Origin of the sequence: Erwinia wuhanensis, assembly GCF_030484085.1 — a bacterium.
In the GTDB taxonomy this organism is placed as follows: Bacteria; Pseudomonadota; Gammaproteobacteria; order Enterobacterales; family Enterobacteriaceae; genus Erwinia; species Erwinia aeris.
This window is the reverse complement of record NZ_JAUJUH010000001.1, coordinates 954666-967432: the sequence shown is the minus strand read 5'-3', so window position 1 is coordinate 967432 and position 12767 is coordinate 954666. Positions and strand designations below refer to the sequence as shown.

General features: G+C 47.7%; 18 protein-coding genes and 3 pseudogenes. 19 read left to right on the top strand and 2 right to left on the bottom strand.

Translation table 11 applies throughout. The features are described 5' to 3' along the window. Both QZH36_RS04425 and QZH36_RS04420 read left to right on the top strand, forming a co-directional pair. On the top strand, nucleotides 1-1781 hold a 1781-nt coding region (locus tag QZH36_RS04425; protein ID WP_301729715.1), incomplete at its 5' end, for a VENN motif pre-toxin domain-containing protein. After that, the gene (locus QZH36_RS04420) at nucleotides 1781-2320 is read left to right on the top strand and encodes a hypothetical protein (RefSeq protein WP_301253514.1); all 540 of its coding nucleotides are present in this window, start codon (nucleotides 1781-1783) and stop codon (nucleotides 2318-2320) included. The genes QZH36_RS04425 and QZH36_RS04420, both read left to right, overlap by 1 nt. A gap of 45 nt (nucleotides 2321-2365) precedes the next feature. Here the strand turns inward: QZH36_RS04420 and QZH36_RS04415 are convergent, their stop codons facing one another. Beyond that, nucleotides 2366-2599 carry a SymE family type I addiction module toxin gene (locus QZH36_RS04415; RefSeq protein WP_301253527.1) on the bottom strand — a complete coding sequence of 78 codons (234 nt, stop codon included), beginning with the start codon at nucleotides 2597-2599 and terminating at the stop codon, nucleotides 2366-2368. A 51-nt stretch (nucleotides 2600-2650) separates the two neighbouring features. Here QZH36_RS04415 and QZH36_RS04410 point away from each other — a divergent pair, with 51 nt between their 5' ends. Together QZH36_RS04410 and QZH36_RS04405 are read left to right on the top strand one after the other, a co-directional pair. Beyond that, on the top strand, nucleotides 2651-2848 hold the full coding sequence (locus QZH36_RS04410) for a hypothetical protein (protein WP_301729714.1): 198 nt from the start codon (nucleotides 2651-2653) through the stop codon (nucleotides 2846-2848). Then, entirely contained in the window at nucleotides 2838-3107 is a 270-nt protein-coding gene (locus QZH36_RS04405; RefSeq protein ID WP_301253516.1) for a hypothetical protein, read from the top strand. The genes QZH36_RS04410 and QZH36_RS04405 overlap by 11 nt, the downstream gene beginning before the upstream one ends. A gap of 70 nt (nucleotides 3108-3177) precedes the next feature. Here the strand turns inward: QZH36_RS04405 and QZH36_RS04400 are convergent, their stop codons facing one another. Next, nucleotides 3178-3291, bottom strand: coding sequence for a SymE family type I addiction module toxin (locus QZH36_RS04400; protein WP_301729713.1), 114 nt, complete (start codon nucleotides 3289-3291; stop codon nucleotides 3178-3180). Between the two features lie 235 nt (nucleotides 3292-3526). Here QZH36_RS04400 and QZH36_RS04395 point away from each other — a divergent pair. The 15 genes and pseudogenes from QZH36_RS04395 to QZH36_RS04325 all read left to right on the top strand — a co-directional run. Beyond that, nucleotides 3527-3904, top strand: a pseudogene (locus QZH36_RS04395) (hypothetical protein); the annotation flags it as partial. Nucleotides 3905-3909: 5 nt separating this feature from the next. Further along, nucleotides 3910-4296, top strand: coding sequence for a CDI toxin immunity protein (locus QZH36_RS04390; protein ID WP_301729711.1), 387 nt, complete (start codon nucleotides 3910-3912; stop codon nucleotides 4294-4296). 31 nt (nucleotides 4297-4327) lie between these two features. After that, nucleotides 4328-4759, top strand: coding sequence for a hypothetical protein (locus QZH36_RS04385; RefSeq protein WP_301253520.1), 432 nt, complete (start codon nucleotides 4328-4330; stop codon nucleotides 4757-4759). 6 nt (nucleotides 4760-4765) lie between these two features. Beyond that, a complete protein-coding gene (locus QZH36_RS04380) occupies nucleotides 4766-5044 on the top strand; it encodes a hypothetical protein (RefSeq protein WP_301253521.1) in 279 nt (92 codons plus the stop codon). Beyond that, complete coding sequence (locus tag QZH36_RS04375; protein ID WP_301253522.1) at nucleotides 5044-5505, top strand: DUF6392 family protein; 462 nt, start codon at nucleotides 5044-5046, stop codon at nucleotides 5503-5505. Before QZH36_RS04380 ends, QZH36_RS04375 begins: the two co-directional genes overlap by 1 nt. Then, nucleotides 5501-6871, top strand: a pseudogene (locus QZH36_RS04370) (VENN motif pre-toxin domain-containing protein); the annotation flags it as partial. The gene QZH36_RS04375 and the pseudogene QZH36_RS04370, both read left to right, overlap by 5 nt. Nucleotides 6872-6878: 7 nt before the next feature. Further along, nucleotides 6879-7223: a zinc ABC transporter substrate-binding protein gene (locus QZH36_RS04365; RefSeq protein WP_301729710.1), complete on the top strand. Its 345-nt coding sequence runs from the start codon at nucleotides 6879-6881 to the stop codon at nucleotides 7221-7223. A gap of 99 nt (nucleotides 7224-7322) precedes the next feature. Beyond that, nucleotides 7323-8411, top strand: a complete 1089-nt coding sequence (locus tag QZH36_RS04360) for a toxin C-terminal domain-containing protein (protein ID WP_301729709.1) — start codon at nucleotides 7323-7325, stop codon at nucleotides 8409-8411. 3 nt (nucleotides 8412-8414) lie between these two features. Continuing rightward, nucleotides 8415-8852: a hypothetical protein gene (locus QZH36_RS04355; RefSeq protein ID WP_301729708.1), complete on the top strand. Its 438-nt coding sequence runs from the start codon at nucleotides 8415-8417 to the stop codon at nucleotides 8850-8852. A gap of 384 nt (nucleotides 8853-9236) precedes the next feature. Beyond that, a pseudogene (locus tag QZH36_RS21460) lies at nucleotides 9237-9584 on the top strand (VENN motif pre-toxin domain-containing protein); the annotation flags it as partial. 440 nt (nucleotides 9585-10024) lie between these two features. Next, nucleotides 10025-10258 carry a hypothetical protein gene (locus QZH36_RS04345; RefSeq protein ID WP_301729706.1) on the top strand — a complete coding sequence of 78 codons (234 nt, stop codon included), beginning with the start codon at nucleotides 10025-10027 and terminating at the stop codon, nucleotides 10256-10258. Further along, nucleotides 10248-10496, top strand: a complete 249-nt coding sequence (locus QZH36_RS04340) for a hypothetical protein (protein WP_301729705.1) — start codon at nucleotides 10248-10250, stop codon at nucleotides 10494-10496. The genes QZH36_RS04345 and QZH36_RS04340 overlap by 11 nt, the downstream gene beginning before the upstream one ends. Before the next feature lie 222 nt (nucleotides 10497-10718). Beyond that, nucleotides 10719-11132, top strand: coding sequence for a VENN motif pre-toxin domain-containing protein (locus QZH36_RS04335; protein ID WP_301729704.1), 414 nt, complete (start codon nucleotides 10719-10721; stop codon nucleotides 11130-11132). A gap of 402 nt (nucleotides 11133-11534) precedes the next feature. Further along, a complete protein-coding gene (locus QZH36_RS04330; RefSeq protein WP_301253548.1) occupies nucleotides 11535-12098 on the top strand; it encodes an Ail/Lom family outer membrane beta-barrel protein in 564 nt (187 codons plus the stop codon). A 94-nt stretch (nucleotides 12099-12192) separates the two neighbouring features. Then, nucleotides 12193-12753 (top strand): immunity 42 family protein, encoded by a 561-nt coding sequence (locus QZH36_RS04325; protein WP_301729703.1) that lies wholly within the window; start codon nucleotides 12193-12195, stop codon nucleotides 12751-12753. Nucleotides 12754-12767 lie beyond the last annotated feature (14 nt).

Here is a 12767-nt window from a genome sequence, read left to right as displayed (position 1 = left end):
ACGTGGCGAACGCCAACCCGGGTCTGGATAAAATCTTCGACAGGGAGAAAGAGCAGCGGCGGGTGGAGACGGTGCAGGCGGTGGTGGATATCGGCCTGCAGGCCAGCGATATCGTGAGGACGCAGGGGGAAATAGCGGCGACGAAGAAGGCCACGGACGCGCTGAATAAGGCCGGCCCGGAAGAGCTCAAAGCAGCACAGAAAGCGTGGCAGAAGGCGAAGCTGGACCCGAAACTGCTGGCGGCAGCGAAGACGCAGCTGGAAGAAAAAGCGCGGCAGAACGGGGTGAAAACGGCGCCCGGCTACGACGATATAGCGAAGCAGGCTTACAATAATGCCATGGCGCCGTGGGGAACGGGCAGCGCCCTTCAGCAGGGCATCAGCGCGGCGACGGCGGCGGCCTCGGCGCTGGCGGGCGGCAACGTGGCGGGAGCCGTTGCGGGCGGTGCGGCGCCGTATCTGGCGGAGCTGATACATAAAGCGACCACCACCACGGATGCAAACGGCAAAGAGGTGGTGAACGTCGAGGCAAACCTGATAGCGCACGCGGTGCTGGGCGCGGCGGTGGCGCAGGCGTCGGGTGGTTCGGCGCTGGCGGGAGCGTCAGGCGGCGCGGCGGGCGAGTATATCGCGCAGCAGCTCTATCCGGGCGTGGACCGTGCAGACCTGAGCGAGGAGGAGCGTCAGACCATCAGCGCGCTGGGGACGCTGGCGGCGGGGCTGGCGGGCGGGCTTGCCGGGGACAGTGCGGGTGCTGCGGTGACGGGCGCGCAGGCCGGGAAGAACGCGGTTGAGAATAACCTTCTGTCCAATAAGCATGGCGTTGAAAATCTTGATGACAGAAGCCGTGCGCTTTATGAGAAGTTAAAAGCTGCCGGTATCGGTGGCATGGATGAGCTTCAGGTGCGATTTACAGCCTGCACGGACGGGGAGTGTGAGCGCAAGGTTCGTAATGAATATCGTCAGCAGGAGAAAGCGGCGGGAGAAAAGCTGCTTTCAATGTATAAATCCGGGGCGCTGACATCAGATGATTTCAATCTGCTGGTAACGGATTATGCCAGTACCATGCTGGCAGGTGCAAAAGAAGGGCAGCTTGACTCTGGTTACAGGGGATTCCTGGGAGATATTTACTCGCAGACGGGTATTGACTGGACGCCCATGGGCGTTATCGGCAACCCTTACGTTGCAGCGATTAAAGGCAGCCAGCAAATCGCGGAATGGAAGTCGCAGGGATTAAGCGACGAGAAAATTCACGACCTGGCGCTTAAAAATGACGTTATTTCATCGACGCTGTCGCCTGTTGACGTTAATGGCGTGATGAACCTGCTGGATAACGGGGCATCCGGACAGGATGTGATAAAATTTGCGTCCGGGCTGGCGTTCAATAAAGTTGTAAATGGTAAGGCTGAATCGGCAGCGGTAAAAGCTAGTGCTGATATAGTTAAAACAGGGACTGTTTTTGATTCAATTAAAACAACTCAAACTGCAATACCAGGGACATCTATTCCAAAGTCTTTTGAATTAAACGTTAATGGGAAAACTGTTTGGGTGAACCCAAATGCAACTAAGCATATGGGTGAATATTTAACACGAAATGGGTTGTCTCACAGTACAACCGAAGGAAGTCAGGCGATGCTGACCAGTCTTCAGAGTGCTATTAAAGATGCATCTTCGCAAGGGTTTAAGTTTAACGAAAAAATGCAGGTTGGACGTTGGGAGTTAGTATTTAGCCAACGACCAACAGATCCTTATCCAGTATTAAAACATGCGTTGTATAAATAATGAAATTAACTGTTAATAACGTAATTAATGAGACGGGAAGTGTAGCCATTACTATTGATGGTTACGTTCCTGTTGATATCAAACTCATTGATAATAAAAAACTTCCTCCTTTGTATTGGCGAGTTGGAAATGGCAGTAAAAGTTTGCTTGAATTGGCGGTGTTACCAGAAAACAGTTTTTTATCGTCTATAACATTAGTAATGATAGAACCAAGATCAGTCCATAAAACAGAGTCTATACGAGTAGATTTATCAGATAGTGTAGATGGGTTTCCTGTTGTGAATACAGAACTATGGGAATACTTAGGAAATGAGGATTTTGGTCATAGATTTGTTGACGATTTTAGTCTTGACATTCAAGCAATCATATCCAGAGAGTCTATTTTATTAGTAATTGGTGAAAATAAAAAATCAACTAGCTGGATAAAATGTAGTGAGAATTTTTACCTGGGAATAGATGATAAAAGAAATATCGTTAATTTACTTTTGGACAAGTTAACGCAAAGTGACATAGAAAGTTTTTTTGAAGCAGTGGGTTAGTTAGAAATCCCGGCCACCGCGCCGGGGTTTTACTTTATAAACCAGTCAGTTATCCGTTTTGGCCTGTGGTCTGCTGATCATCTCGATCAGCTCAGTCACCTGTCGCTGCTTACGGGCCGACAGCTTACAGACCTTCCTCAGCGTCTGCATAATCTCCGGTTCAGGTGGCGCTGCCGGTTCGCGTGCCGTCAGTGTAAGACAACCGCTCATAACCCGCACATTAACCGGCGTCGCGGTTGCAAATCCCATCACTTCCAGCCAGCCACCTTTAAGCTTAATACTGGGTGATGACCGGAATTACTTCGAATTTAGTCGGGACCGATCCGCGCTTTGTTAATCAGAGTCACATCGCCGAATCGCACGCAGCAAAACGTGCTGGTGCCGCAGGTCTATGCGAAGGTAAAAGAAGGCGATCTTACCGGCGACGGCGCGTTGTTCGGTGGCGGTAGCGTGACGCTGAATGCCCAAAAGGATATTACCAATAGCGGCACTATCTACCCAAACTTGGATTATTTTAATGCACAATAATAAAGAGCTTTATGCTTGCAGAGTCTGTGGAGCCATTCAGACGGATCTACCCTGGGGTGATACAGGTCAGGATGCGAGCTTTAATATATGTGATTGCTGTGGCGTTGAATTTGGTTATGAAGATGCCACCCTATTGGGCCTGAAACGTTATAAAGATAAATGGTTATCTGACGGAGCTAAATGGAATAATCCGAAATTTAGGCCAAAAAACTGGTCCCTGGACGAACAGCTTAAAAATATTCCGATCGAATATCGTTAACAAACAATCCCGGCCTTACGTCGGGATTATTTTTTACCAGCCAGTTACTTCTGGTCTGCCAGACGGATGGTTAGTTACCTCGGCCCGGTGAGCACCTCCACCTCCGTCCGGTCTCAAATCCCGCCTCTTCCAGCCAGTTACCCTTAAGGTTAATGCTGGGACAGCGGCTGTAATAGGTGGTCATATCGTTGCGGTCAGCGTGACGGATAGCGGATTACGCTGCTGACGCAGCAATGGCGCTAGCGTCGTGCGCGACCGGGGACAGTTACTGCGACAGGGCATTAAGTGACCTGTCTGGTAAAAATCAGGCAGTGGCGGACAGCGTTAAAGCCCTGATGAGCACGGATATCTGGCCAGCAGTAGCCGACACGATCAAACAGGCATCTGAGAGAAATCAGGCTGCACTGGAAGCAACGGGCGGGATGCTGGCCGGGATTATACTGCTGGGTAAGAAGGTTCCGGGATTCGGAAACCGTATTGAAACGGTGCTTAAAGCTGAAAAGAATTGGGAAACTGCTAGAAATAAAGCCATAAATATGGTTGGTGATTTAGGTGCTGATTCAAAGCCTGTTATTGGCCGATTGGAATTGAGTGCTGGTCATGGAAAGGTTATTGGTCGCCAATCCAGCGATGGCAAGGTAGGCTGGCGTGTGGATTATGATCCAGAGAAAGGAACACATATTAATATGTGGGATTACTCAAAAGGTAAAGGTCCTGGTAAGGCAGTAAAAACCGTCATACCTTTTGAAGGTAATGAAAAAGCTTCTGAAACTATATTGAAACAGCTTAATAGGTAGAAAAAATGACTTTGTTTGACGAATGCAAAGAAGCGTTGCTTGTTGATTTTAATATAGTTATTGGGAGCGAAGAAAGAAAAGCTATCGATATGCTTTATAATTATCCCGTTGCCGCTGGAGGAGTTTTGTGGAAGGAGATTAAATATAGTGATTATGATGATTTATATGGTGTCTTAAACGCGAACTTAGTAAAAAACCACGACGTATTCGTCTTAGCAGATGATGCAGATATACCACTATTCAGGACAAATATTAAGCTGATAGCGGAAAACGTTTATGATGTTACAGCATTGTCACCAAAGTTATTTATTTATAACGATGAAATCATAATACAGCCGTTATTCCCATCAGAGAGTTTTCGCGTTGGACTAAGATCTGACAATTTATGTTGAGAATGATAATCTGGCAAGTGCACTTGGCGCTATGGAAGCGCAAAAGAAAGGCACGATAGCGAAATACGAAGCCGTGCAGAAAGCTATCTGTGAACAGGATCAGGCTGCCTGTACCCAGATGGTGAAGGATGTTGGCGGAACCGGACTGGACTTTGTACCGATTGTTGGTGATATAAAGGGTTTTGCGGAAGCCAATACGGCGATAGATTATCTGGCGGCAGCGATAGGGCTGATACCGGGCGCAGGAGATGTGGTAGGCAAGGCCATCAAGGCTGCCGAAACGGCGTTGAAGAAAGGGGATGTTGCTGAGGCTTCGAGGCTGATTAATAAGGCCTGTGATGAAATTAAAGTCAAGGCGCTTGATGTTGGTTCATATAAAGAACTGAAAGCACGCGAAGTAGTTGGTGACGGCTTAGAACATGATCATATTCCGTCTTTTGCTGCTCTAAAAAAATCCAAATAAATAGAGTTGGGACGCCCACTTACTGATGCAGAAACAAAGAATATTTATCAAAATGCTACAGCAGTTGAAGTTCCAAAAGATGTTCATCAGGCAGGCCCTATTTATGGTGGTAAAAACACATCATCGCAGGTAGAACAAGATGCAATTAACCTTTGTGGCGCAGAATGTCGTGATATTGATTCATTAAGAAAGAATATGTTAGAACGGGGATATGATCCTGAGCTGGTTGATGATGCAATACAGCAGATAAAAGAAAGAAACCGTCAGATAGGGGTAATCAAGTAATGCCTGGATGGATAAAAATCATTGATTCTCTTGGGAAGTTTGAAAAATCAAGCGAATTTATAGAACTGAATGACGCTATTGGAGAAGTTCCAATTTTATCCGAAGCTCCTGCGGAGCATAACGATCCTGTAGGCCATACGAAGTATTATAAATATGTACAATCAGGACTGGAAATTGGATTAAGAAAAGGAGTGGTAAATCATATCCATTTTTACTTTGATGGTTATGAAGGCTATGCCTGTTTTCAAGGGGAACTACTGTCTGGCATATGCTCAGGTTGGAATGAGAAATCAATACGGCATATGTTAGGCGAACCTTCCGCAAGCGGCGGAGGAAAATCAGATATGCTTATGGGTTATTTAAATCGCTGGATTAAATATGACAAAGAAGGATATGCTTTACATCTGCAATTTGATCAAAGCGATAAGCTATGCAGAACTAGTCTTATCTATTTAAATTAATAAAATCTTCGACAAGGAAAAGGAACGTAATCGGCTGAAGGCGGCGCAGCTCGTTGCTGAGATCGGGGCGCAGGTTGGCGATATCGCCAGAACCGAGGGCCAGATAGCCGGGGAAAAAGCGAAGCGTGACCCGGCAGCGCTTCAGGCGGCCAGAGAACAGCTTGCGGGTTCCGGTAAGACGTTCACGGACGCGGACGTGGCGAAGCAGGCTTACAACAACGCGATGGCGCCGTTCGGCACGGGAAGTGCACTGCAACAGGGTATCCAGGCGGCCAGCCCATACCTGGCGGAGCAGATACACGTCCTGACGGAAGGCAATCCGGAAGCGAAAGCGATGGCCCACGCGGTTGTCGGGGCGGTAGCGTCTTACGTGTCCGGCAACTCGGTGCTGGCGGGCGCAGCGGGCGCGGTCAGCGGCGAGCTGATGGCCGGGCTAGTGATGCAGCAGCTGTATCCGGGTAAGGAAGTCAGCGACCTGACGGAGACGGAAAGGCAAACCATCAGCGCGCTGGGCACGCTTGCTGCGGGTCTGGCTGGCGGCGTGGTTGGTGACGGTGCGGGGAATGCTGTTGCGGGGGCGCAGGTGGGGAAGAATGCGGTTGAGAATAACTGGCTGAGCGCTACACAATCTATTGCCTTCGACAAAGAATTGTCGGATTGCCGTAAATCAGGCGGTGACTGTCAGGCCGTTATTGATAAGTGGAAGCAGGTGAGCGATGAGCAAAGCGCAGAAACCGACCAGAAACTTCAGGACGATCCGCTGGTAGTTCAGGTATGGGATAAGGAAGTGGCTCAAGGGGGTTATGATATGGCAGTGCGTCCCGGCTGGCTGGGTAAACTGCCGGGTGTGGATGCGATGACCAGTGAGGAAGCCAAAGCCTACGTCCAACAGTGGAACGGTCAGGATCTGGCGAAGATAGATGTAAACAGCCCTGAGTGGGTAAAATATGCGGCGTTTGCATCAGATCCTGAGAATCAGGCAGCATTAGCTTCATTGGGTAAATTGGGCGATGATCTTTTTAAGCTTGCTAAGACAACTGTTTCGAATATAGCTCAAGGTGGAGTATCGACAGGCATAAAGAGCATGCAAACAGGGTTGAGAAACCCGCAGCAAGTAGACCAGATAAAAAATGACATGACGTCAGGAAATTATAGGTTTAATGCTCCTGAAGGCCGTATAGCTGGGTATATAGATAGTAAGGGAAATTATTATATATCTGAAGGTAACCATCGGATGGTGGCTGCTCAGGAAATATATAAAAAGACTGGAGATAAATCTTACATAGATAAATTACTTCAAAATGGTTCATGGACTCAGACAAAGAATGCTCCAGCAGGAGCTAAATCTATGCCGACAAGGAAATGATGATCTTATGGAGAATGATATCTTTATGAAAAAAAATGAGATATATGTAAAAATGTTATCTCTTTCTCTGCCTTACATCAGAAATATTCAGTCATTGGATAAAAAAGATAAAGGGCGTGACATATCGTGCTACTTTGAAGCTGAATTAGTACATAATCTAATGCATACACTGCTTATCTCAGACTTCGTTGAGCATGATTTATGGTTCTTAAATAATCAAGCGAAATACTATTTTGAGAAATGCAGTGAAGACATATCACCTAACTATATTCAACACGTTAAATATATAGAATCATTATTCAAATTGGTTCCTGATGAATTAAAGTCTAAGCTACAATGGCAAGGCCCTTGATAAAAATCGCAGCCCTTACGGCTGGGATTTTACTTTCTGGACCCGAAACTGCTGGCGGCAGCGAAGACGCAGCTGGAAGAAAAAGCGCGGCAGAATGGGGTGAAAACGGCGCCCGGCTACGACGATATAGCGAAGCAGGCTTACACTAATGCCATGGCGCCGTGGGGAACGGGCAGCGCCCTTCAGCAGGGCATCAGCGCGGCGACGGCGGCGGCCTCGGCGCTGGCGGGCGGCAACGTGGCGGGAGCCGTTGCGGGCGGTGCGGCGCCGTACCTGGCGGGGGCGTCAGGCGGCGCGGCGGGCGAGTATATTGCGCAGCAGCTCTATCCGGGCGTTGACCGTGCAGACCTGAGCGAGGAGCAGCGTCAGACCACCAGCGCGCTGGGGACGCTGGCGGCAGGGCTGGCGGGCGGGCTTGCCGGGGACAGTGCGGGTGCTGCGGTGACGGGCGCGCAGGCCGGGAAGAATGCGTTGGAAAATAATAATCTTCTCCAGCCACCAAGGGCTACGCCTGTACCCGTTCCGGGATTACCATTGAGTCCGGGTGACAAGGTAGTTCAGAACGCGAATAACATAATTGCATCCGAGCTGGATAAGACTCTGAAAAGGTCAGGAACTGAGGCGGATACTCCGCCGATCACTGATGGTCGTGCAATCGTTGAAGCGCGTGATGATACTGCAAAATCCCGCAATCCAAAAGTGGCGCATAATCAGCAGCATCAGGATGGCAGTAGTAACAAAACGGAAACTGCGCCGGTGAATGATGATCTGACCGGCGGAAAACTGGTTAATCCTTTTCATGATGAAAATAAAGGAACGTCACTGGTTACGCCGGATCGGTCTGGTGAGCAGGGACCAGGCAATACCGGGAATAGTGATGGTCTGCCGGATACGGGAGGCAATACAACGGTCACGCCGATTCCTGAGTATAATAAAGATGATTTAGCTTATTTGGCCCTAAGAGGAAAAGAAGCTCAAGAAACTGCCAGTAATTTAGGTTTTGAACGAAAAATAACCGCTCCTAAAGCGCCATTTAATTCTCCTGGGCAACCAGTATTCTTTGACGGTAAAACGTATATCACGCCTGATGTTGATAGCCATAATGTTACTAATGGTTGGAAAATTTTTGACCGTAAAGGAAAACGTATGGGGACTTATGATAGTGATCTAAAACGAGTTAAGGACTGATATATGTTTGGTATTTTTCCTGAAAGTGAAGCAATATATGTCGATGGCGAGTGCGTCTTGCCAGCATCAATAATAATTGATGAATTTTCAGAAATGGTGAATATACCTCTATCTTACTGGAGTGTTAATGACTACAAAGTTAACTGGCTAAGTTCACTTGAAGAGGGGCTGGCTAATAAAAAACATGCAGCTTTAGCTGTTTCAATGTATGAGCCAAACAATGCGAACTTTATATTTACTTGGGTGTTGTATTTTTTGGAAAGTAATGTTTTCGTTCAAAATATCATTTTGTTTTTAGATGACTGCCCCAGCTTTACTCCTGAAACTATAAATGATTTTATTGAGCCGCGAACAACGCATAATGAAGAAGGTATGAAAATATCAGAATGGGAAACTGATTTAAAAAGTGTTTTAGATTTCTACCATAGTCTGAAACGCTAATAAAACCCCGGCTATCGAGCCGGGATTTTATTAATCTCATATCAGTTAATTTTTCGATCTGTTAAGACCCTTTTGAAATTAAAGATTTTCTTGGGGGCTGAGCCGGGAATTTCTGACAGCCGCTTACTCCGAAATGCGCCATTCCAAAGTTCATTCCTAGACCTTGCGTGACGCTCCCGCGGTATGGCAATCGCCTGGATAAACTCTGAGATCTTCAGCATGCAGTCAGATAACTTCTTACAGATTGGTTTCTGTATGTTTACCACTTAAGGCTCTACTTGAGATACCTGCAGCGGCTCATGTGGACTGATTATCAGCCTGCCCTTTATCACCCGCTCGTAAATCAGTGTTTCCTGCACAAATCTCGCCTTTGCTATTGAATGCCTGGCGGAGCAGATACATACGCTGACGACCACGAAAGGCCCGGACGGCAAAGAGGTGGTGAACGTTCAGGCGAACCTGATTGCGCACGCGGTAGTGGGCGCGGTGACCTCATACGCGTCGGGTAATCCTGCACTTGCGGGTGCTTCTGGCGCGGCGATGGGCGAGTACATCGTGCAGCAGAGGTATCCGGGAGTTAAGCGTGAAGACCTGGGTGAGGAGCAGCGGCAGACCATCAGCGCGCTGGGCACGCTGGCTGCGGACCTTGCGGGCGGGCTTGCCGGAGACAGCACGGGCGGTGCGATAACGGGTGCACAGGCCGGGAAGAATGCGGTTGAGAATAATGAATTGTTTAATCTACCCTCAGGCCTGAATAATTACGGCCTTGTACAGGGTAGCTTAATGACAAATACAGATAATCAGGTCGATGAAAATGGGAAAGCACTCCCGGGCATGACATTACAAGATAAAGCAGCTCTTTCGGCAGATATGGCTAAAGGCAACCTGACTGCCGGTCAGAATCCGGCAGTCAGGATTGTTAACGGCCTGGGGGGGGCAGGGATGACGACGTTTTTGGCGCCGGTGTTACTGCCAGCCACTGCGACAGCTGAGGCGGTGATGGGTGCAGGTGCGATAGGCGGCACAGCTAACGTGTTTAACCAACTAAGTAGTGGAGAGCCGTTCAGCGCCACGGATGCACTGATTGCAACCGGTGTCAGTTATTTACGCAGGGTAAAGGATTCTGGTTCACTGAAGCAGCGAGCGTTGCCGGTGCGTATGCGGGAGCCAGGTTGCAGGGTAAAAATACTTTAGCACCGATGATTGGAGCAGGTTTAGGGATACTGGGGGGCGCAGCGATAGGTAAAAGAGTGGAGAAGGTGCAGGACACAATCCCTCAGTTTACAATACCTAAAATAACAGGGGTAGTCGCTGAATCTGCAGGTTCTGAATATCTCGGGAGTTCCACACGAAATCTTGCTGAAAAAGTTCAAAGAAAACTGGAGAAAAGTAGTAATGCAAAATAATAAAATTAAAATTTTATTATTGTTAGTGGTTTTATGGGTGGTTGGCGTTTTTACTTTTCTTGTAGGTGGTCGATTGTTTATATCTTTAGTATCCTATTGTTTATTTAATGATTTTGATTTTGATAGAAATAACTTGATTAGAGGGTTGGAAATATCAATCGAATGCGGGGTTATTATTGGTGTGGGACAGTTTCTCATGTCGAAAGAGAAATCAGCCTCACCAACAGACTACAAGTAAAATATGCTAATGCTGGCCAATCGATACAGGATGTTTTTTAACTGACGATTGATGCTTGGTTAGTTACAGGCCTGTCAGTCCTTTGTGACAAGTCGTTTAGAGAGAACGGGTTGAGAGGCAATAGTGCAGAGATTGGCCAGCGTCAGCCAGAGGGGCGGCTGTACCTTATCGGGTGAAAGTCATTCACGATATGGCACCCACGAAAGGCCTGGAAGGCAAAAGATGGTTAAAGTGGAGACCAACCTGATAGTGCACGCGGTACCGGGTGCGGCGCTGGCGGGAGCATCAGGCGGGGCGAAGGGCGAGTATATTGCGCAGCAGCTCTATCCGGACAGCGCGGTGACCGGGGCGCTGGCCGGGGAGAATGCGGTTGAGAATAACTCGCTGAGTGGAGATAACGCCCGTCAGCCAGTCAAAGAAAGTGCGGAATGGTGGAAGAAACAGGCACGCGACAAGCGGGGTAAAGGCACGACATCAGCTACAAGCATTATTAATGCTATTGCGGATAGCGGCGATACGGCAATAGGTTCAGCGGATTACGTTGCCGATGCGGCAATGACGCTGGCTTCGTGTGCAACGGGTAACGGCTACTGCCCGCAAGCATTGAATAACCTGTCCGGGAAAACCAGGCGGTAGTTGAAGATGGACGTAAAATATCAGAGTAGAGCACTGATTTAAAAAGTGTCTTTGATTTTTACAACAGCCTTAAAGAGTAAGTAAAACATGGTTGTCAGCCTTGGTTTTTTAGCCATGTTTATATCTATAGGGAAATGCAATGAACTATTCGTACATAATAGCGAACGCACCGACAGGGAAAAATCCGTAAGGGCGATGATGTGTGGATAGATATAAGCTATAAACTGAAGCAAGTTTCAAAGGACAACGACCGCTGTGCCAGCAGATAACCAGCGCGGGCGGCAGCCTCATCTTCACGGCGAGTGATAAAAACAATTTTTAATGACGTATCGGCAAGAAATTTAGTACAATCCCATCTCAAACAAAGGGATTTAATCAACTCAGTAAAAAAGGGAATGAGTAATGAAAGTAAAAATTACCGCATTGGCATTAGTTTGTAGTGGCCTGTTGGTCAGCACCGGCGTATTGGCTGACAGCCATACTTTGTCGGTTGGCTATGCACAGAGCAAGGTCGAAGATTTTAAAAATATTCGCGGCGTCAACGTTCAGTACCGCTATGAATGGGATTCACCCGTCAGCATTATCGGTTCCTTTAGCTATATGAAAGGCGATGACAGCTATTCTGAAAGGGTTGAGGCTTTTGACGATATTAGCGGTTATGATGGCAAAACGGATGTGAAATATTACTCGTTTATGGCTGGCCCGGCCTGGCGTATTAACGACTACGTCAGCCTCTATGCCCTTGCCGGTATGGCGCATACAAAAGTAGAAGACAAAACAACCTATCTTTCTGCGTATTCAGAAGAGGATAATGCAAGCAAAACGTCGTTTGCTTATGGTGCTGGCGTGGCTATCAATCCGACAGACTTTCTTTCCGTAAATATCGGTTATGAAGGCACGCGCGTTAAATTCAATGATGACGTAGCGATAAACGGTTTTAATATCGGTCTTGGGTATCGTTTCTGATTTCGCCCTGTATGAACCCCGGCTAAACTGTCGGGGTTTATTACCTCGAATAGCTATTGAAACGGAATGATTCAATTAACAATGAGCGTAGAAAATGTTTTTTGGTGATCCTTATCGTTTTGCCATATTTGCTGAATGTATTCCTGACTGGAATCCTCCTTCAGGCTCTTTCTACAATGGGCTTTTCTACTACAGTATTGACGGCAACTTTTTCCCGCAGGATTTAAGAACGGCCACGCTCTGTGTGGATGTTAATACACTCCTGGATCCCGCTAATGCCCTGTACACGCCGCCGATAAATGCAGAGGTGTTCGCTATGCCCGGGCCTGACGCTTTCAAATATTTATATAGTCTGACTTGGCCAGAAAGCACGGCAGAGGAGGAGTACCCGGAAGGGGATCCTGTTTACCGTGCAGATACAGAAAATATTTCCGAAAGCGGCGCCTCTGTTTTTGCTGTTTCCGATGGCAAGATGGTCAGGATCCTGGCAGCCAGAATGCAGCGCCTTGTGCAAAAAAAGGATAGCGACCGCTATGAATGGGTCGATAAAAAGGCACTGAACATTGCTGAAATCACCCTTGCCAGCAGTGAAATAGCGGCAATTCTGGATAAAATAAAAAATTATTATTCTTCCCTTACGCCATTACCTGAATAAGCTTGTCCTGACAA